Here is a 20024-nt window from a genome sequence, read left to right as displayed (position 1 = left end):
CGGTGAGTTCCTAGACAGCTCCCACCACACCGGAGGTCTTCGCCATGTTCAAGACCAGACCAGTGTCAACAACGCTCGTGATCAATACACCTAGGCGGTGCCCTCCGGGCCCGGCCCCGGCGACCCCGGGCCCCGCCCAGGCGACCCCCGGACCGCTACGGGTGGACCGCTACCCGTGGCCCGCTACGGGCGGCCCGCTACGCCCGGCCCGCGCCGTGCTCCGCGCAGAAGTGCGTCACCAGCTCGACGTACTCCTCCGGGTGCGTGACGTGCGGGAGGTGCCCCGCGCCCTCGAAGACGTGGGTGCGCACCCCGGACAGCGCACCGGCCACCCGGTCCACCACCACGCCGAACCACGCCGGGCTCTCCGTGCCGCGGGTGACCAGCGCCGGCACATCAGCCGCGCTGAGCGCGGCGAGGTCCAGGCCGGCCCAGTCCGGGTCGCCCTGTTCGTCGAGGAAGGTGGGCGCGTTGGTGAGGAAGGTGTCCCGCAGCCGCGGCGGCATCTGCTCCCAGGCGCCCGGACCGAAGGCCACCTCCTCCACGAACGTCCGCGCCCCGGCCAGCGCGTCGCCCGCCCGCAGCAGGTCCACCACCCGGCCGATCCGCGCCCCGGTGTCCACCATCTGCTGCTCGTACGCGGGCATGCCGGCCACCAGGTCCATCAGCGGCGGCTCGTGCACCACGATCCCCCGGAACAGCTCCGGGCGCCGGGACGCGAGGCCCAGCGTGACCGACGCGCCGAAGGAGTTGCCCGCCACGAAGGCGGGCGCGAAGCCCAGGGTCTTCAGGAGCTCGGCCAGGTCGTCCTCGTCCTCGCGCCGCGTCCCCTGGCCCTCCGGCCGGTCGCTCTCGCTGTGCCCCCGGCGGTCGTACACCAGCACCCGGTGGCGCAGCGCGAGACCGTGTACGACCGCGTCCCAGTTGTGGTGGTCGCCCCAGGAACCGTGCACCAGGACCAGCGGGTCGCCGTCACCGCCGGCCTCGTAGAACAGCCCGACTCCGTCGACCTCGACCCTTGCCATCTGCGCTCCCTGCGGCGACCAGCGGACGAACAACCGGAACCCGGACCATTGTCCGGACCGGCTTCCTCAGCGGTGGGAGAACACGCAGGCCATGCGGGTGTCCGGGTTGCTGCTCAGCCCGACGATCGCCCCGCCGTGCGCCGGGTTCGCGCGGGCGTGCGCGCCCGCGTACCCCTGGGAGGTGAGGAAGACGCCGACGGCCGCGATCCAGTCGGCGGCCGCCCCGGTCGCCGGATCGAGCACCGGCTCCGGCCGCGGCACCACCCGCTCCTGCACCAGATAGCCCCGCTCGGTGGCGACCGCGAGAGCCTCGCGCCACTCGGCGTCGGTGCACTCCCAGCCGACGAAGGTGTCGATGCCGCCGTGCCCGGCGCCGGGCTTGAGGATCAGCCGCTCCCGGCGCTCCCGGCACTCGTCGAGCAGCGCGGCCGGCGCCCCCGCCCGCAGCGTCCGGGACCACGGCAGCACCCGGTCCACCAGGGCCCGTTCCTTGTCGTCGAAGGCCCCGGTCCAGCGCGGGTCGGAGAGCATGGCCAGCGCGCTCTTGTGCGCGAAGAGACCCGACTCCAGGGAGGCGAAGAGCACCGTGCGGCCCGCCTCGTGGGCGCGGAACAGCCGCTCCGCCACCTCGGGCCCCGCCGGGTCGTCGAGCAGCTGGCTCGCGCCGAAGTTGCGCAGCACCAGATCCAGCGGTTCGCCGCCCAGGGCCAGCTTGCCGTCCGGCCGGGTGCGCAGCTCCCCGACCTCGCCGATCACCAGGCGGAGGCCCTGGGCGGCCATCGCCTCCTGAACGGCGCGCATCAGCGGCCCGAAGGCGGCCACCCCGCCGTGGCCCTCGACGAGCCCGATCACCGGCTCGGCCCCGCCGCCCGCCAGCGCCGGCCGGGCCCGCTCGCGCAGGTCCGCCGCGAGCCGCGCCGCCGTGTCCACGTAACCGAGCCCGTGCGCGGCGGCGAAGGCGCCGAACTCCGCGACCTCCAGAAGTCCCCGGTTGCACACGGCCATCTCCAGGCCGCCGACCTCGCTGCCCAGGTTGAACTCCAGGAGCCGGTAGCCCCGGCCGTCGTGGTACGCGTCGGCGCGCCCCAGCTTCGCCGGGCGCCCGTCGCCGGACCGCCGCAGCAGGGCCGCGTGGCGCGGCGCGAGCCCGAGCGCCGCCGCGTACGCCGCGCGGTCGCCGTCGAAGAGCCGGTCGGGCAGCGAGACGAGCAGCTCGAACAGATCCTCCAGGTCCCGCGCGAACTCCCTTATCCCCTCCTCCTCTACGAACCAGGGGCGCGACAGCAGATGCGGCCGCCAGGCCCCGTCGAAGACGGGCGGCAGCCCGGCCCGCGTCAGCGCGTCGCGCAGCCCGTCGTTCCCGCCCAGACACTCGTCCACGTAGGTGCGGCTCAGCAGAGTCATGGGTCCCAGCAGATCACGGCGGGCGGCTCGCGCGACAGGCCCGTGCAGCGGGCTCAGCGGACCGGCGCCGGGACTGTCAGTGGTGGGTGTCAGACTCTGCTCATGGTGTACGAACTCCTCGCAGCGGCGGGCGTGCTCGCCCTGCTCACGATGGCGCCCGGCCCCGACATGGCCGTCGTGACGCGGCGGGCCGTCGCGGCAGGCCTCGGCGACGCGGTGCGGACGGTCGCCGGGATCACGACCGGCCTGCTCGTCTGGGGCGTGCTGTCCGTGGCGGGGCTCGCCGCCGTCCTGGCCGCGTCCGCCACCGCCTACACCGTCGTCAAGCTGGCCGGCGCCGCCTATCTCGTCCTCCTCGGCGTGCAGGCGCTGCTCGCCGCCCGCCGGAAGCGGCACGGCGACGGCCACGGAGACGCCGGGACGGCGGCGGAGTCCATACCGACCCCGGCGCCGTCCGGCAGCCCGTGGCGCACCGGCCTGGTGAACAACGTGCTCAACCCGAAGATCGCCGTCTCCTACACCGGCCTGCTGCCGACGCTGGCGCCGCACGGCCTCTCCCCGCACCTGGGCATGGCGCTCCTCGTGCTGATCCACGCGGCGCTCACGGTCGTCTGGCTCGGCGGCTATGTGCTGCTGCTCACCCGGGCCCAGGCGTTCTTCTCCCGTGCCGCCGTGCGCCGGAGCATGGAGCGGATCACCGGTGCCGTGCTGATCGGTTTCGGGCTGAAGGTCGCCACCGCGCGGAGCTGAGGACGCCGCGGGCCGGGGGTCTCAGGACCCCCACGCCTCGAACTCGTAGATCCGGGCCGCCGGATCCGTCGTCTGCGTCGGCTTGGTGATCACCAGGCGGACGTAGCGGGCGGTGAGGGAGACCGGGTGGGTGGTGGTCGCCGCCGTGTTGCCGGTGACGGTCACCGCCGTGGTCCACGGGGCGGTCGCGCTGTCGCGGACCTGGACGGTGAAGTCCCGGGTGTTCCAGGTCGCGCTCTCACCGCCCGCCGCCGCGTGCTTCACCACGAAGCGGTTCAGCGTCCGGGACGCGCCGAGGTCCACTTCGAGCCACTTCGACGTCGTCAGCGTGCACCACTTGTCGGTGGTGCCGCCCGAGACGCTGCCGTTGACGGCCTTCGGCGCCGACTCGTCGGCGTTGCACTGCCCGGAGGCCGTCGCGGGCCGGTTCAGCGCCAGGTCGGTGTCGCTCGTCGCGGACCAGGTGACGGTGGTGCTCGCGGCGGGGGAGCGGTCGAACTCGGTGGAGACCGCCTCCACGTCCAGCGTGGTGGTCGTCTCGGTGCCGACGCGGTCCAGGCGCGGCACGAAGTAGCTGTCGTTGGGGGTGGCACCGAGGAAGGTGCGGCTGCCGTCCGGGTTGCGGCGGTACACCTCGTAGTGGTGCACGGCTCCGGCGGCCGACGCGGTCCAGGCGAGCCGCAGCGACTTGCTCGTGGTGCCGGAGTCGGTCGTGCCGAGGACCGTCGGCGCGGCGGGAGCCGCGGGGGCGTCCACGACACCGTCGTACAGGGCGAGTTGGCCGACCTTGATGTCGTACGAGGTGGCCGCGCCGGTCGTCTGGAGGCCCAGCTGGGCGACGGTGCGGCCGGCGTACGCGGAGAGGTCGAGCGTCCTGCGCTCCCAGCCGGCCGTCGTGGTGGAGCCCAGGTCGAAGGTGGTGAAGGTGGTGGGGGAGTCGGTGAAGGAGACGGCGGCCTTCAGGTGGGTCGGCCCGGCGGACGGGGTCTTCAGCACCACCGACAGCCTGGTGTCGGCCGCGACCGGCAGCCGCGTCTGGTACAGCCGTACGGTGTTCACGGCGTCGAGCGTCCCGGCGAGGCGCAGCGCGGAGCCGCCCTCGTAGGCGTCGGTGAAGTCGTACGACGGCTTCAGCTTCGTGCCGGTGGACTGCACCAGCCAGCGGTAGGTCGGCGGCACGTCCTGGAGGGAGAGGTTGTTCCAGCCCGACGACGACACCCGGACGCCGCCGGAGTGGTAGAAGTCGCCCTGCCCGGCGTCGAAGGAGGTGACGAACGGCTTGGCGGTGACCGGGGAGGACTCGGCGACGTAGTTCGCGATGCCCTTCCAGGAGGAGGTGGTCGTGGTGTCGGACGGGTCGCCGTTGGCGCCGTCCCAGTAGCGGGCCTCGCGGGCGTAGGAGTCGGCGCGATCGGTCGACGAGTTGTGGGTCCACTCGGGGCGGTAGAGGCCGAGCGAGGCGGTGTGCGGGCGGCCCGGCGGGAAGAGCGCGTCCCAGGACACGCTCGTGTCGTAGCCGTTGGCCTCGGTGTCCACGCCGGCGAACAGCTCGTACTCGCCGCGGCCGAGGTTGCGGGCCAGCGTGCGGGAGGAGTCGAGGCCGGAGGCGGTCCAGTTGAAGTTGAGGAACATCGAGTCGCTGGTCCGCAGCGAACCCTCCTGCAGGAAGGAGTCGTTGGCGGAGGTGAGGGCGTTCTGCCAGTTCACCGAACCGGACTCGGTCATCGCGTCGTACCACATGAAGTCGACCGGGCCGAGCAAGCGCGCGTACCGGAGCGTGTTGCGCATCTCGGTGGCGAGGGTGCTGTCGCCGCCGGCCGTCTCCTGGTTGATGAACCAGCCGTCGAAGCCGTAGTACCGGGCGACCTGGGCCAGCTTGTCGGCGACCGGATAGCGGGTGCCGGACTTCTGCACGAAGTCCCGGACCCACTGGAGCTGGCCGCCGTACGCGGTGGGCGGGAAGAACACCGTGCCGTAGACCTTCACGCCGTTGCGGTGGGCGGCGTCGATCACGGTGGGGTTCGGCGCGAGGATGAGCCCCTCGCCGGCCGAACCGCCCCAGAAGACCAGGGTGTCGACGTACTGCCAGTGCCCGAAGGCGTAGTAGCGCGGATCGAGCGAACCCTGTGAGGGGTTGTCGGAGGTCGGCGCGAACGACACCAGGGACACCACCTTGCCCTCGCCGGCCCGGGCGCCGGCGTTGGCCTTCAACGCCGGGTCGGGGACCCGGGGTTGCAGCGGCACCCGGGAGCGGTTGAAGCGGGCGTCGGGATCGGTGGCCGGATCCCAGTTCAGGAGGGTGTTCGGGTACCAGTACGAGGCGTACGGCTGGTCGCCGGTGGCGGCGACAACGTTGTCGGGCGGTGCCGACGCCGACGCGTTCGGCGGGCCGGCGAGGCCGAGCACGGCCGCGGACAGCGCGGCGGCCAGCAGCAGGGGCAGTCGTCTCATCGGAGCTCCGGTCCAGCAGAAGGGGAAGTATCGGCCGGTGGTGCCGGTGGTGCCGGTGGTGCCGGTGGTGCCGGTGGTGCCGGTGGTGCCGGTGGTGCCGGTGACGTGACGGTGCGGTGACGGACCGGGCGGCACGCCGCCGCCCGGTCCGGGAGGCTAAAGGGCTTTAGCGGACGGGTCAAGAGGTGCGGCCGCCGGTGCCGCCGTGCTCTCGCGGACCGTCAGACGCGGGGTCGGGTTCCGCACGTCCCGCGCCGAGGACGGGTCGTCGAGCAGGGCCAGGAGCGCGCCGGCGACCTGCTCGCCGAGGGCGAAGGTGTCCCGGGAGAGCGCGGTCAGCGAGGGGTGGACGATCCGGGCCAGGGCGGAGTCGTCGAAGGACACGACCGACAGCTCGCCCGGCACCGGCACGCCCATCTCCGCCGCCACGCCGAGCCCCGCCACCGCCATCACGTCGCTGTCGCAGACGATCGCCGTCGGCCGCTGGGCCCGCGGCCGGGCGAGCAGGGTGCGGGTGGCGGCCGCGCCCTCCGCGTCGCTGAAGTCGGTCGGTACGGAGACGGCCTCGGCGAGGCCGAGCCGGCGCGCCGCGTCCCGTACCGCCCGGATCCGGCGCCGGGTGTGCTGGAAGGCGGGCAACCCGGCGAGATGGGCGATCCGGCGGTGGCCGAGGGCGGCCAGGTACTCGACGATCGAGGTCATCGCCTCGCGGTCGTCGGCCCAGACGGCGGGCAGACCGCCGTGCGGCCCCGGGCCGCCGAGCACCACCGTCGGCACGCCGAGCTCCTCCAGGACGGGCACCCGCGGATCGCGCACCTGGAGGTCGACCAGGACGAAGCCGTCCACCCGGTGCTCGGAGGTCCAGCGCCGGTAGACCTCGATCTCGGCCGCCGTGTCCTCGACGACGAGGAGCTGGAGCGCGGTGGAGCGGGCCGAGAGCCCGGCCTGCAGCCCGGAGAGCAGCTGGCCGAAGAAGGGTTCCAGGCCGATGGTGCGCGCGGGCCGGGCGAGCACCAGGCCGACCGCACCGGCGCGGGCCCCGCCGAGGGCGCGGGCGGCGCTGTGCGGGCGCCAGTTCATGCGCTCGGCGACCCGCAGGATCCGGTCCCGGGTCGCCTCGCTCACGCCCGGGCGCCCGTTGAGGGCGAAGGAGACGGCGCCCTTGGAGACGCCCGCCTCCCTGGCGATGTCGGCGATGGTCGGTCTGGCCAACGGACGCCCCCTCATCTCGCGTGTCCGCGCACGCGCTCTTGACACCGGAGTCTAGCCGCGAGCATAGTCCCGCATCGCTAGAGCGGTTTAGTCAAGCAAGTCGAGCGACAAGCAAGCCGAGCAAGGTCCGCGCACCCCCCGCGACGTCCGAGCAAGGAGACACCCTCGTGCGACACATGCGACCCCTACGCAGAAGCCCGCTGGCCCGGTGGACCGCCGTGGCGGTGGCGGCCGTGACCCTCGCCGGCTGCGGCCTCGGCGGCGCCGAGGACTCCGGCGCTCCCGGCCCGGCCGCCGCCCACGGCGAGGTCAAGGGCAAGGTCTCCCTCCAGACCTGGGCCCTCAAGCCCAAGTTCACCGCCTACATGGAGAAGGTGATCTCCGGGTTCGAGAAGAAGTACCCGGGCGTCGAGGTCGAATGGCTCGACCAGCCCGGCGAGGGCTACTCCGAGAAGGTCCTCAGCCAGTCCGCCGGCGGCACCCTCCCCGACGTCGTCAACCTGCCCCCGGACTTCGCGCTGCCGCTGGTCAGGCAGAACCTGCTGCTCGACATCGCCGCGTCCGACCCCGCCGCGGCCACCGACTACGTCAAGGGCGGCCTGGACGCCTACCGCTTCCCCGGCCACGACGGCACGTACGGCTACCCCTGGTACCTCAACACGGACGTCAACTACTGGAACAGCGAGCTGTTCACCCAGTACGGCCTCGACCCGAAGAAGCCGCCGGCCTCCCTCGACGAGCTCGTCAAGGCCGCCCGTACCGTCAAGGCGAAGTCCGGCGGCCGGACGTACCTGATGAGCCGCAAGCCCAACCTCATCGACCTCGCCAACGCGGGCGTACCGATCGTGTCCGCCGACGGGAAGCACTTCACCTTCAACACCCCCGAGGCCGCCGCCGTCCTCGACACCTACCGCGCGGCCTTCAAGGAGGGCCTGCTGCCCAAGGACGTCCTCACCGAGACCTACGCGGGCAACACGAAGCTGTTCAGCTCCGGCACCGCCGCCTGGACCACCGCCGGCGCCAACTACATCACCAGCCTCGGCACCGACAACCCGAGCCTCGTGCCTAAGGTGGTCCCGTCCCCGGCCATCGGCACCCCGCCGCTGTACGTGCAGGGCCTGTCCATCCCGAAGAACACCAGGAACCCGGCCGCGGCCCTCGCCCTCGCCCGCTGGGTGACCAACGCCGAGAACCAGGCCGCCTTCGCCCACGAGACCAGCATCTTCCCCTCCACCACCGCCTCCGCCTCCGACCCGTTCTTCAGCAAGAGCGACGGCAGCAACGCCGGCGACGCCAAGGTGATCGCCTTCCGCTCGCTCGCCTCCGCCCGGGTCCTCGAACCCGTCCAGGCCAACGACGCCGTCAAGACCCTGATCAACCAGCAGATCGCCCTCGCCATCAGCGGCCAGAGCGGCTCGAAGGAAGCCCTGGACACCGCCGTCACCCGCGCCGACCAGCTGCTGAAGGACTGAAGCTCCGTGACCCACCGGCGCTGGTTCACACCCTGGCTGCTCGCCGGTCCCGCCCTGGTCTGGCTCGCCGTCTTCAACGTCTTCCCCGCGGTCAACACGGTGATCCTTTCCTTCACCAACGCCAGACCGCTCGGCGGCGGGCACTTCACCGGCCTCGCCAACTACCGACGGGCCCTGGACGACGAACAGCTGACCGACGCCCTCGTCAACAGCGTCCTCTATCTGCTCGTCTGCCTGCCGCTGCTCATCGTCCTCCCGCTGCTGCTCGCGCTGCTCGTGGAGAAGAAGCTTCCCGGCATCACCTTCTTCCGCACCGCCTTCTACACCCCGGTCGTCGCCTCGGCCGTCGTCGTCGGCCTCATCTGGGGCTGGGTCCTCGACGAGCGCGGGCTGCTCAACGGCCTGCTGCAGCAGCTCGGCCTCGCCGACCGGCCGGTCTCCTTCCTCACCGACCGCTGGCTGCTGCTCCTCAGCGCCATCGCCCTCACGGTGTGGAAGGGACTCGGCTACTACATGGTCATCTACCTGTCCGCGCTCGGGAACGTCGGCCGCGAGCTGTACGAGGCCGCCGCCGTCGACGGCGCCTCCGCGCTCCGCCGGTTCTGGCACGTCACCCTGCCCGGCGTCCGTCCCGCGACGCTGCTGATCTCCGTCCTCGTCACGGTCAACGCGCTGCGGGTCTTCTCCGAGCTGTACGTGCTGTCCAACGGCACCGGCGGACCCGGCGGGCGCGACATGTCGGTGGTCATGCTCATCCAGATGTACAGCCGCGGCTTCAGCGGGCACATCGGCTACGCCTCCGCCCTCAGCGTGCTGCTCTTCGTCCTCACCGTCGGCCCGATGGTCCTGCTGGCCCGACTCGACCGGAAGGCGGCATGACGGCATGAGTTCACCGGGCCGCGCCCCGTCCGCCGCCGAGCGGACCGTCCGCTACCTCCTCCTCGTCCTGGTCCTGCTGCTCACCATCGGCCCCTTCCTCTGGCAGCTGTCCACCTCGCTCAAGGGACCGGGCGAGGACGTCTGGTCCCGCACCCCGGGCTTCCTGCCCGAGCACCCCACCCTCGCCAACTACGCCAAGGTCGCCGACACCGTCCCGGTGTGGACGTACGCCGCCAACTCCCTGATCGTGGCGGGAATCAGCGTCCTCGGAAACGTGGTCGGGGCCACCCTCGCCGGCTTCGCCCTGGCCCGGTTGCGCTTCCGGGGCGCCCGCCTCGCGCTCGGGCTCTTCGTCGCCACCCTGGTGCTGCCGGGCGAGGTCACGATCGTCTCCCAGTACGTGACGGTCCGCAGCCTCGGCCTCACCGACACCCTCGTCGGCGTCGCCCTGCCCGGCGCCGTCGCCATGCTGAACGTGCTGCTCATGTACACCGCCTTCCGGTCGGTGCCGGCCGAACTCGACGCCGCCGCCCTGGTGGACGGCGCCAACGCCTGGCAGCGGCTCGTGCACATCGCCCTGCCCAACGTCAGGGGCATGCTGAGCGTGGTCGTGATCTTCACCTTCATCCAGGCATGGGACGACTTCCTGTGGCCGCTGATCGTGCTCAACGACCCCGGCCGCTACACGCTCACGGTGGGTCTGCAGTACCTCGACGGCACGTTCTCCGCCAACCCCCGGCAGATCGCGGCCGGCACGATGATCGCGTTCCTGCCGATCGTCGCCGTGTTCGCCGTGCTCCAGCGCTTCTTCTTCAAGGGGGTCGAGGAGGGCGCGCTCAAGGGATGACCGTCGACACCGTTCGTTCGCCGTTCGCCGCCCGCCGTCTCACGGAGGAACCGCACCGCCCATGACGACCAGCCAGCACACCACCGGTCCGCGCTTCGGCGTCAACTACACGCCCAGCCAGGGCTGGTTCCACCACTGGCTCGACTTCGACCTCGACGCCGTCCGCGCCGACCTGGACTCCGTCGCCGCCCTCGGCCTCGACCACGTCCGGGTCTTCCCGCTCTGGCCGCTCTTCCAGCCCAACCGCACCCTCATCCGGCCCCGGGCCGTCGAACAGCTCGGCCGGCTCGTCGACGCGGCCGGCGAGCGCGGCCTCGACGTCGCCGTCGACGGACTCCAGGGCCACCTCTCCAGCTTCGACTTCCTGCCCGCCTGGACCCGCACCTGGCACCGGCGCAATCTCTTCACCGACCCCGAGGTCCAGAGCGGCCAGGCCGCCTATCTACGCACCCTCGCCGCCGCCCTCGCGGACCGGCCGAACTTCCTCGGCATGACCCTCGGCAACGAGATCAACCAGTTCTCCGGCGACCCCCACCCCGACCCCGACCGCGCCACACCCGCGCAGGCCGCCGACTGGCTCGGCCGCATGCTCGCCGCGTGCGAGGAGGGCGCGCCCGGCCGGCTCCATGTGCACGCCGCCTACGACGCCGCCTGGTACCTGGACGACCACCCCTTCACCCCCGGCCACGCCGCCAGGATCGGCGCCGTCACCGCCGTCCACTCGTGGGTCTTCAACGGCACCGCCCAGCGCTACGGCCCCGACTCGGTCGCGGTCGCCCAGCACGCCGCCTATCTGATCGAGCTGTCGAAGGCGTGGGCCGACGACCCCGGCCGTCCCGTCTGGCTCCAGGAGGTCGGCGCCCCCGCCCCGCACGTGCCCGCCGCCCGCGCGGCCGAATTCACCCGGTCGACCGTCGCCGCCGCGCTCGACTGCCCCGGTCTGTGGGGTATCACGTGGTGGTGCTCCCACGACGTCGACCGCTCGCTCGCCGACTTCCCCGAACTGGAATACAGCCTGGGGCTGTTGACCAACGACCGCCGGGTCAAGCCGGCCGGCCGGGCCTTCGCGGACGCCGTCGCCGAAGCCCGTACGGCAGGGGCACCGGCGCCGCCGAGGAGCACCGCGCTCGTCGTCGACCTCCCGGAGGAGGTCACGAAGCGCTCGTCCTGCGGCCCCGGCGGCCCGCATTTCGAGGCGTTCATGCGGCTGGCCGCGGACGGGGCCCGCCCGGCCGTGGTCCTCGCGTCCCGCGCCGACGACCCCGCGTACCTCGCCGCCCGCGGCATCACCGAGCTGGTCACGCCGGACGACCTCGGCGGCCCGGCCTCCGGCCGCGGCCCCGCCACGCGCGGCTGACCCGCCCGGCGCGGCTGACCCGCCCGGCGCGGCTGACCCGCCCGGCGCGGCCCCACCCGTGCCTCGCACCTACCCCCGCCCCTCGCGCCTGCCCCCGCGCGCGGCTCACCCGCCCCCGCGCGGCTGACCCGGCCCCGCGCGGCTGACCCCGCCCCGTACCGCCCGTCCTCGCCCCGTACCGCCCGTCCTCGCCCCTGCCCCTGGGAGTGCTCCGCATGCATGACGACCGCAGCCTCGTCGAGTCCCGGCTCAAGCGGGTCCTCGACGAACGCATCCGACCCGCCGTTCACCCCGTCTCCGTGCCGCTGCGGGCCGGGATCTGGACCGCCCCCGGCGAGCCCGTCCCGGTCGCCGAGGGCCTCGCCGCGCCCCGGACCCCGATCGCCGTCGGCGACGCGTGGGGCGCGCCCTGGAGCACCAGCTGGCTGACCGTCTCCGGCACCGTGCCCGAGGAGTGGGCCGGCCGCACCGTAGAGGCGCTGATCGACCTCGGATTCGACGCCAACATGCCCGGCTTCCAGTGCGAGGGCCTGGTCTACCGCCCCGACGGCAGCCCGGTGAAGGGCCTCCACCCGCGCAACCAGTGGGTGCGGATCGCGGCCCCGGCGGCCGGCGGCGAGGAGGTGCTGCTGCACGTGGAGGCCGCGGCCAACCCGGTGATCCTCGACTACCACCCCTTCCTGCCCACCGAGCTCGGCGACAAGGACACGGCGGGCGACCGCCCGCAGTACCGGCTGGCCCGCATGGACCTGGCCGTCTTCGACGAGACGGTGTGGGAGCTCGTCGCCGACCTGGAGGTGCTCGGCGAGCTGATGGCCGAACTGCCCGTCGAGGGCGCCCGCCGCTGGGACGTCCTGCGCGCCGTGGAACGCGCCCTCGACGCGATCGACCTCCAGGACGTGAACGGCACCGCCGCCGCGGCCCGCGCCGAGCTGGCCGGCGTCCTCGCCACGCCCGCCGAGCCCTCCGCCCACCGCCTCAGCGCCGTCGGGCACGCCCACATCGACTCGGCCTGGCTCTGGCCGCTGCGCGAGACCGTCCGCAAGGTGGCCCGCACCACCGCCAACATGACCGCCCTCCTGGAGGACGAGCCCGACTTCGTCTACACGATGTCGCAGGCCCAGCAGTACGCCTGGATCAAGGAACACCGGCCCGAGGTGTACGCGCGGGTGAAGAAGGCCGTCGCCGAGGGCCGCTTCGTGCCGGCCGGCGGCATGTGGGTCGAGTCCGACACCAACATGCCCTCCTCCGAGGCGATGGCCCGTCAGTTCGTGCACGGCAAGCGCTTCTTCCTCGACGAGTTCGGCGTCGAGAACCAGGAGGCCTGGCTGCCCGACACCTTCGGCTTCGCCGGCGGCCTCCCGCAGATCATCAAGGAGGCCGGCTCGAAGTGGCTGCTCACCCAGAAGATCTCCTGGAGCCAGGTCAACTCCTTCCCGCACCACACCTTCTGGTGGGAGGGCATCGACGGCACCCGGATCTACTCCCACTTCCCGCCCATCGACACCTACAACTGCTCCATGCAGGGCAGGGAGATCGCGCACGCCGTCAGGAACTTCAAGGACAAGGGGCGGGCCAGTCACTCGCTCGCCCCGACCGGCTGGGGTGACGGAGGCGGCGGCGCCACCCGCGAGATGATCGCCAAGGCGGCGCGCATGCGCGACCTGGAGGGCTCGGCCCGGGTGCGCTGGGAACGGCCGGCCGAGTTCTTCGCGAAGGCCCAGGCCGAGTACCCGGAACCGCCGGTCTGGGTGGGCGAGTTGTACCTGGAGCTGCACCGGGCCACCCTCACCAGCCAGGCCCGCACCAAGCAGGGCAACCGGGCGAGCGAGAACCTGCTGCGCGAGGCCGAGCTGTGGTCCGCCACCGCCGCCGTGCGCACCGGACTGCCGTATCCCTACGAGGAGTTGGACCGCCTCTGGAAGACGGTGCTGCTGCACCAGTTCCACGACATCCTGCCCGGCTCGTCCATCGCCTGGGTGCACCGGGAGGCGGAGGCCACGTACGCCGCCGTCGCCGAGGAACTCGACCGGATCATCGACCGGGCCCAGCGCGCCCTCGCGGGCGACGGCGACGGCGAACTCGTCTTCAACTCCGCCCCGCACCGCCGCGGCGGCATTCCGGCCGGTGGCGCCCTGCGCGCAGACGCGCTCCCCGCCGCGCCCGGCCGCTGCACGGTCGAGCCGCGCCCCGGGGGCGGCTTCGTCCTCGACAACGGGCTGCTGCGGGTCGACGTCGACGCGCGCGGACTCGTCGTCTCCGTCGTCGACCTCGACAGCGGCCGTGAGACCGTGGCCCCCGGCGCCGCCGCCAACCTCCTCCAGCTCCACCCCGACTTCCCCAACATGTGGGACGCCTGGGACGTCGACCGCTTCTACCGCAACACCGTCACCGACCTCACGGACGTCGACGGACTGACCGTCGCCACCGACTCGGCCGAGGCCGTGAGCGTCCGCGTCACCCGCTCCTTCGGCTCCTCGCGCGCCGTGCAGACCCTCGGCCTCACCGCCGGAGCCAAGCGGCTCGACCTCGACACCGAGGTGGACTGGCACGAGACCGAGAAGTTCCTCAAGTGCGCCTTCCCGCTCGACCTGCACACCGACCGGTACGCCGCCGAGACCCAGTTCGGCCACCTGCACCGCCCCACCCACACCAACACCAGCTGGGAGGCGGCCAAGTTCGAGGCGTGCAACCACCGCTTCGTTCACTTCGAGGAGCCCGGCTGGGGCGTGGCGCTCGTCACCGCCTCGACGTACGGACACGACGTCACCCGTACCGTACGGGCAGCCGACCGCGGCACCACGACCACCGTCCGCGCCTCCCTGCTGCGCGCGCCCCGCTTCCCCGACCCGCACACCGACCAGGGCCCGCACCGCTTCCGCCACGCACTCGTCCCCGGCGCCGTGATCGGCGACGCCGTCCGCGAGGGCTACCGGATCAACCTGCCCGAGCGGCGGGTGCCCGGCTCGGCGGAGGTGGCGCCGCTGGTGGGCGTCGCCGACGAGGCCGTGGTCGTCAGCGCCCTGAAGCTCGCCGACGACGGCAGCGGCGACGTCGTGGTCCGCGTCTACGAGTCGCGCGGCGGGCGCGCCCGCACCCGCCTCACCGCCGGGTTCGCGCTGTCGGCGGCCCGGGTGTGCGACCTCCTGGAGCGGCCCCGGGACGGCGAGACCGTACGGGTCGAGGGCGACGACGTACTGATCGAGCTGCGCCCCTTCCAGCTGCTCACCCTCAGGCTCACGCGGGGGTGAACGGCTTCCGGTCATGAACGGGCGGCTCCGGCCCTGGGCAGCGGCCGGGGCCGGCCCCTACTCTTGCGCCACTGATCAGCGGCGGCGTGAAGGTGGGGACGACATGAGTGTGCTGCCGGACGGGCTCGGCGCGGCGATACGCGGCACCGCGCGGGACATCGCCGACATCGTGCGCGCCGCACCCGACACCGGACGCCCGGTGCCGCGCCTGACCTGGACCTTCGGCGAGACCGCGGCCCACCTCGGCCACGCGAACGCGCTGATGGCCGAGCTGGCCGCCGGCCGCCCCCGCCCGTACGGCGACGGCACCCCGCAGGGCATCGCGGCCGCCAACGAGGAGGCGCTGGCGGCCTTTCCCGAGCGGGCCGCCGGGCCGCTCGCCGACCTGATCCACGACCAGGCCCTCGCGTTCCTCGACGCCGTGGAGGAACGCGACCCCGAGGAGGTCGTGGAGACCCCGATGGGTTCCTACGACCCGGCCCGCCTCGGCGCGTACCTGCTCACGCACATGCTCGGCCACGGCTACGACCTCGCCCGGTCCCTCGGCCGCCCCCACATGATCGACCGCGAACGGGTCGAGCTGACGCTGCCCTTCATGACCGCCGCGATGCCCCGGGTCGCCGACCCGGCAGCCGTCGCGGGCCTCACCGCCCGCTACCGGGTACGGCTGTGGGGCGGCGCCCGGTTCGGCGTGACCGTCGCCGACGGCACGGTCACCACCACGACCGGCCCCTTCGAACGCCCCGACTGCACCGTGCTGACCGAGCCGGTCGCCTTCCTGCTCATGGCGCTCGGCCGGATCGACCCGGTCCCGGTGATGGCGACCGGCCGCGCCCTCGCCTGGGGCCGCAAGCCCTGGCTCGGGCCGCGCTTCCCGCGCCTCTTCGTGGCGCCGTGACTCAGTGGTTGTAGATGAAGTCGTACGCGAAGGCCCAGCGCTGGTTGTTGCCACCGTTGCAGCTCCACAGCTGGGCCCCGGTGCCCCACGTGCCGGTCTGCCAGCCGTTGATCTCCAGGCACCCGGCGTAGGCGTTCTTGATCTCGGCGGTGTGGTTGCCGTTGACATTGGCCCAGTGGTCGAACCACCAGAGCTGGTTGCGGCCGCCGTTGCACTGCCACTGCTGGACCCGGGTGCCGTTGTCGGTGGACGGCGGGAGGCCCGGAAGCTCCAGGCACAGGCCGGAGGACCGGTTGACGATCTGGAAGAAACCGCCGCCCATGCTGTTGAAGACCCAGGTCTGGTTGTCGCCGTCGTTGCAGCCCCACACCGTGGCCTGGGCGCCCCACTCGCCGGTGAACCCGGGCATTTCGAGGCAGGTGCCGCCGGCCACGTTCGTGACCGTCGTGTAGTTGGCGGCCGACGCGCTGGCCGGCGCGGTCGTCGCGGCCAGGCTGCCGAGCAGCAGGCCGAGCGTGCACATCGCGCGCACGAAGAAGCGCTTCACTGAAGTCCCCCTGAGGTAAGTCGCTCGCGTTCGGGTGATCTTGGCGGTGCGCTCGCATGGTATGCGCACATGTGTGCGGAATGGGGGACTCCAAGACGCGAGTTCCGGCGGAGGTCGCGGCGACGTGCCCTGGACACGTACCCGCCGCGCGGACCACGGCCCATTGTCAGTGGCTGGCCCTACGGTTCGGAACATGACGACGAAGACCTATCTGGAGCTGTCGCAGGACGGCGGCGGCGCGCACAAGTTCTACGAAGTGACGGTCGACGGCACGCTGGTGTCGGTCCGTTACGGCCGCATCGGCGCGACCGGCCAGACGCAGACCTCGGCGTTCGCCACGCCCGAGAAGGCGCGGGCGGCGGCGGAGAAGAAGATAGGGGAGAAGGTCCGCAAGGGGTACGCGCCGGCCGTCCAGGGGCAGCGCGCCGCCCGCGCGGTCACCCGCCGCACGGTGAGCTCCGCCCCCTCCACCGCCCGCGCCGTCGCACCCGTCCTGTGGCGCTTCCGCACCGGCTCCGCGGCCTTCGGCATCCACGTCGACGACGAGCGCTGCTGGGTCGGCAACCAGGCGGGCGAGGTCTTCACGCTCGGCCACGACGGCGCCGTCCACGCCCGCTTCAGTCTGCCGGACGGCGTCAAGTGCCTGGTCGCCGACGACTTCTGGATCTACGCGGGCTGCGACGACGGCCGGGTCTACGACCTGTCGGCCAAGCTGCCGTTCGCGGCGTACGAGATCGCCACCGACGTCGACATCTTCTGGCTCGACATCCACGAGGGCGTCCTCGACGTGGCCGACCGCTCGGGCCGGCTCACCGTCATCGACCACGAGGACGAACACCAGTGGTCGCGCGGCGGGCGCGGCGAGCACGCCTGGATGGTCCGCGCGGACGCCGACGGCGTCTACTACGGCGACAGCAGCGGCGTCACCGCGTACGCCCCCGACGGCGGCGGCGAGCTCTGGCACACCGGCATCGACGGTGCCGTGCTCTTCGGCTGGCAGGAGGCCGCCGCCGTGTACGCGGGGACCGCCCGCCGCCAGGTGGTCCGGCTCGCCAAGAAGGACGGCCGCACGGAGGCCGTGTACGGCTGCGACAGCCCCGTCTACTCGTGCGCGACCTCGCCCGGCGGCCGCTTCGTCTTCGCCGGGGACAACGCCTCCTCCGTCTACTGCTTCGCGGAGGACGGCACCCGGCTGTGGAAGCTGGGCACCGGCGGCGGTTCGGCGCTCTCCATGCAGTACCACGACGAGCGGCTCTACCTGGTCACCACCGACGGCTCGCTGGTGTGCGTGGACGCGAGCGAGGCCGCCATCGCCGCCGCCCAGCGGGGCACCGTGCCGGTCGCCCAGGACATCAAGCTCGCCGCCGCCCTGCCGACCTACGCCCCGGCCACGACCGTCGCCGCCGTCGACGCGGTCCGCGCCGCCCCCGCCGGCTCGATCGTCGTCGAGTGCGTCCAGGAAGGCGGCCGTACCCGCGTCCGGGTCGTGACCGAAGGCTACGAGCAGGGGTGGAACGTGCAGTTCCCGCGCGCCATCCGCGAACCCGGCACCCGCTACGTCGTCGACGCCCTGCACCCGGCGGCCGGCGGCTTCTACCGGGTCCGCGGCGACATCCGGCGGCTGCTGTGAGCGGGGCCGCGGACGGCGGCTTCGCCGCGGCCACGGGCGACGGGCCGCCGCTGCCGGAGCGCGACGCCGAGCAGCGCTCCCGCGAGGTGCGGGCCGCGTTCGAGGGACTCCTCCAGATCCGGCGCCTGACCAACCGCCCGGGCGGCTCCGGCGGCGACCCGGCGGACCGGCCCGCCGACTGGGAGCGCCACCAGCCGGTACGGGCGGTGGCCCTGGCCCTCGAGGCGGCAAAGCAACGGCCCTCGGCACTCGACGCCGACGGCGCCTGCGTGGTCACCGGCTACCGGGTCACGGCCGGCGAGCGCCCCGGCACCGCCCGCGTCGAATGGCTGGGCCCGCCCGGCTCGGGCGCCGCCCACGAGGAGGAAGCCGCCCTCACCGCCTGCGCCGCCGCCCTCGAACGCCTCGGCTGGGACGCCCTGCTCTACCGCGGCCCGCGCCGCCACCGCTTCCTGGAGGTGGAGCCGTCGGCCTGACCGGTGGGTGACGAGGGGGGCTAGTCCGAGGCCACGACCACCGTTGTTCATGGCTCCCACGCCAGGAAGGCGGACGGGGGCGGCGCTTCTCCGATCTTGCGCAGTGCGCAGGGGAGAGCGGAAGGGCGGGAGAGACGCGGAGGCGGCCGGTGTCAGGCGATCGAGGCCGAGACCACGGCCGAGACCGCGATGTTCACGGACGCCGTCACCCACACCGCCGGGTGCGGCTCCGGGTCGACCAGGGTCGCGCCCAGCTTGCCCGGGGTGACCAGGTCGACCACCAGGAACGCGACCGCCATCATCACGAGCCCGAGCAGGCCGAACGCGGCCGTGGACACCAGGCCCTTGGCGAAGTCGTCGTAGGTCGTCCAGATCGCCGTGAAGACGATGCCGCCTATCCCGAGCAGCGCCGAGCTGAGCAGGATCGCGGCGTTGCGGTTGCGGTCCTCCCAGATCTGCCGGCCCAGCTTGCCGGGCGTGAGGAGGTCGACCAGGACGATGCCGAGGATCAACAGGACGACGCCGAGGGCGCCGTAGGCCGTGGTCCGGCCGAGGCCGTTGACGATGTCGCTCATGGAATGCCGGCTCCGCAGGGAGGGGATCGCGCGCTCGCCGCGCCCGATCTCGGGGTCAAGGACCGGCAAAATGTAGCGCAGGACCGCCCGGCCGGGGCCGGGCGGTCCTGGAACGGCCGGCGCGGACGCCGGAGCCGATGGGGCTCAGAGCCCCGGCGGGATCTGCTTGGCGCGCGAGCGCACCATGAAGCCCGTCACGATCTCGATCACGCCGACCGCGACCAGCCAGATCCCGCCGAGCAGGATCAGGACGTTCGCCGACTCCAGCGGCGAGACGATCAGCACCACACCGGCCAGCGCGCTGACGACGCCGAGGAAGATCTGCCAGCCGCGGGCGGGTGCCTGCGGGTCGGAGGCCGCCGCGACCGTCTGCGTGATGCCGTGGAAGAGCCAGCCGATCCCGATCCACAGCGCGAGCAGCAGCGTCGACTGCAGGGAACCGCGGAAGCAGAACAGGCCGAGCAGGATCGACACGGCGCCGCTGATGAAGGCCATCACGCGCAGCGAGGTCATCATGTGCGTGCCGAACGCGGCGACCAGGTGCAGCACACCGCTGATCAGCAGATACAGGCCGAACACCACTCCCACCACGGTCAGCGACTGGCCCGGCCACACCAGCACGACCACGCCCAGGACCAGGGCGCCGAAGCCGGAGATCAGCAGGGCCTGCCAGGCCATCCCGGCCAGCACGCCCAGCGGTCCGGGTGGCAGGTCCGGCGAGGGCCGGTCGTACGGCTCACGTGCGTGGGTCTCGGTCATGGCGGATCTCCTCGTGGAACGGCGCGCCCTCCGATCGGTCCCCGCCCTCGTCGGGCCGTCACCGGCGCTCTCACTAAAGCAACACCCGACGAACGCCGCAAAAGATGACCTGTATGGACGTACAACGCGAAGGGTTCGGCCGTCGTGCGGCGCAGAGTGGAGAACGCCCCGTGCCGGACGCGCACCCGCCGCGCCCCGCGCCGCCCCACCGCACCCACCGGGAGACCTCATGACCGCTCTCAACCGCCGCGACCTCGGCCTGCTCGCCCTGCGCGTCGGCACCGGCGCCGTCCTCGCCGCGCACGGCGCCCAGAAGCTGCTCGGCTGGTTCGGCGGCGGCGGCATCGAGGGCACCACCAAGGCCATGGAAGCCATGGGCTATTCGCCCGGCCGGGAGAGCGCCGTCGCCGCCGGCCTCGGCGAGGCCGGCGGTGGCGTCCTGCTCGCCCTCGGCCTCGCCACCCCGGCGGCCGGCGCCGCCGCCCCCGGCG

Annotated in this window: 17 protein-coding genes; 10 read left to right on the top strand and 7 right to left on the bottom strand. The window is 73.0% G+C overall.

Annotation, left to right across the window (positions count from 1 at the left end):
* Window positions 1-197: 197 nt before the first annotated feature.
* Both ACWEJX_RS34290 and ACWEJX_RS34285 read right to left on the bottom strand, forming a co-directional pair.
* Window positions 198-1025, bottom strand: a complete 828-nt coding sequence (locus tag ACWEJX_RS34290) for an alpha/beta fold hydrolase (RefSeq protein WP_451611323.1) — start codon at window positions 1023-1025, stop codon at window positions 198-200.
* Window positions 1026-1091: 66 nt separating this feature from the next.
* Complete coding sequence (locus ACWEJX_RS34285) at window positions 1092-2429, bottom strand: hypothetical protein (RefSeq protein WP_451611322.1); 1338 nt, start codon at window positions 2427-2429, stop codon at window positions 1092-1094.
* Window positions 2430-2531: 102 nt separating this feature from the next.
* Between ACWEJX_RS34285 and ACWEJX_RS34280 the strand changes: the two genes are divergently transcribed.
* On the top strand, window positions 2532-3179 hold the full coding sequence (locus tag ACWEJX_RS34280) for a LysE family translocator (RefSeq protein WP_451611321.1): 648 nt from the start codon (window positions 2532-2534) through the stop codon (window positions 3177-3179).
* A 21-nt stretch (window positions 3180-3200) separates the two neighbouring features.
* On the opposite strand, the gene ACWEJX_RS34275 is transcribed toward ACWEJX_RS34280, so the two are convergent.
* Window positions 3201-5765 (bottom strand): endo-beta-N-acetylglucosaminidase, encoded by a 2565-nt coding sequence (locus ACWEJX_RS34275; protein ID WP_451611320.1) that lies wholly within the window; start codon window positions 5763-5765, stop codon window positions 3201-3203.
* A gap of 21 nt (window positions 5766-5786) precedes the next feature.
* Window positions 5787-6842, bottom strand: a complete 1056-nt coding sequence (locus ACWEJX_RS34270) for a LacI family DNA-binding transcriptional regulator (protein WP_451611319.1) — start codon at window positions 6840-6842, stop codon at window positions 5787-5789.
* A 176-nt stretch (window positions 6843-7018) separates the two neighbouring features.
* Between ACWEJX_RS34270 and ACWEJX_RS34265 the strand changes: the two genes are divergently transcribed.
* The 6 genes from ACWEJX_RS34265 (at window position 7019) to ACWEJX_RS34240 (ending at window position 15546) form a co-directional block, all read left to right on the top strand.
* Window positions 7019-8314: an ABC transporter substrate-binding protein gene (locus ACWEJX_RS34265; protein WP_451611324.1), complete on the top strand. Its 1296-nt coding sequence runs from the start codon at window positions 7019-7021 to the stop codon at window positions 8312-8314.
* Between the two features lie 6 nt (window positions 8315-8320).
* Window positions 8321-9193 carry a carbohydrate ABC transporter permease gene (locus tag ACWEJX_RS34260; RefSeq protein ID WP_451611318.1) on the top strand — a complete coding sequence of 291 codons (873 nt, stop codon included), beginning with the start codon at window positions 8321-8323 and terminating at the stop codon, window positions 9191-9193.
* A 4-nt stretch (window positions 9194-9197) separates the two neighbouring features.
* Complete coding sequence (locus tag ACWEJX_RS34255; protein ID WP_451611317.1) at window positions 9198-10040, top strand: carbohydrate ABC transporter permease; 843 nt, start codon at window positions 9198-9200, stop codon at window positions 10038-10040.
* 61 nt (window positions 10041-10101) lie between these two features.
* Complete coding sequence (locus tag ACWEJX_RS34250; protein ID WP_451611316.1) at window positions 10102-11397, top strand: glycoside hydrolase 5 family protein; 1296 nt, start codon at window positions 10102-10104, stop codon at window positions 11395-11397.
* Window positions 11398-11612: 215 nt separating this feature from the next.
* A complete protein-coding gene (locus tag ACWEJX_RS34245) occupies window positions 11613-14648 on the top strand; it encodes an alpha-mannosidase (RefSeq protein WP_451611315.1) in 3036 nt (1011 codons plus the stop codon).
* A 103-nt stretch (window positions 14649-14751) separates the two neighbouring features.
* Entirely contained in the window at window positions 14752-15546 is a 795-nt protein-coding gene (locus tag ACWEJX_RS34240) for a maleylpyruvate isomerase family mycothiol-dependent enzyme (RefSeq protein ID WP_451611314.1), read from the top strand.
* A 1-nt stretch (window position 15547) separates the two neighbouring features.
* Here the strand turns inward: ACWEJX_RS34240 and ACWEJX_RS34235 are convergent, their stop codons facing one another.
* Entirely contained in the window at window positions 15548-16093 is a 546-nt protein-coding gene (locus tag ACWEJX_RS34235; RefSeq protein ID WP_451611313.1) for an RICIN domain-containing protein, read from the bottom strand.
* A gap of 193 nt (window positions 16094-16286) precedes the next feature.
* On the opposite strand from ACWEJX_RS34235, the gene ACWEJX_RS34230 reads away from it, so the two are divergent.
* Both ACWEJX_RS34230 and ACWEJX_RS34225 read left to right on the top strand, forming a co-directional pair.
* Entirely contained in the window at window positions 16287-17723 is a 1437-nt protein-coding gene (locus tag ACWEJX_RS34230; RefSeq protein ID WP_451611312.1) for a WGR domain-containing protein, read from the top strand.
* Window positions 17720-18199, top strand: a complete 480-nt coding sequence (locus tag ACWEJX_RS34225) for a hypothetical protein (protein ID WP_451611311.1) — start codon at window positions 17720-17722, stop codon at window positions 18197-18199. The genes ACWEJX_RS34230 and ACWEJX_RS34225 overlap by 4 nt, the downstream gene beginning before the upstream one ends.
* Before the next feature lie 152 nt (window positions 18200-18351).
* Here ACWEJX_RS34225 and ACWEJX_RS34220 read toward each other — a convergent pair whose 3' ends face one another.
* Window positions 18352-18774 carry a DUF350 domain-containing protein gene (locus ACWEJX_RS34220; protein WP_451611310.1) on the bottom strand — a complete coding sequence of 141 codons (423 nt, stop codon included), beginning with the start codon at window positions 18772-18774 and terminating at the stop codon, window positions 18352-18354.
* A gap of 144 nt (window positions 18775-18918) precedes the next feature.
* Complete coding sequence (locus ACWEJX_RS34215; RefSeq protein WP_451611309.1) at window positions 18919-19533, bottom strand: HdeD family acid-resistance protein; 615 nt, start codon at window positions 19531-19533, stop codon at window positions 18919-18921.
* A 229-nt stretch (window positions 19534-19762) separates the two neighbouring features.
* Between ACWEJX_RS34215 and ACWEJX_RS34210 the strand changes: the two genes are divergently transcribed.
* On the top strand, window positions 19763-20024 hold a 262-nt coding region (locus ACWEJX_RS34210), incomplete at its 3' end, for a DoxX family membrane protein (protein WP_451611308.1).

Source organism: Streptomyces sp. NPDC004788, assembly GCF_053601115.1.
Note: the sequence above shows the minus strand (reverse complement) of the source record. Positions and strands in the feature narration are given on the sequence as shown.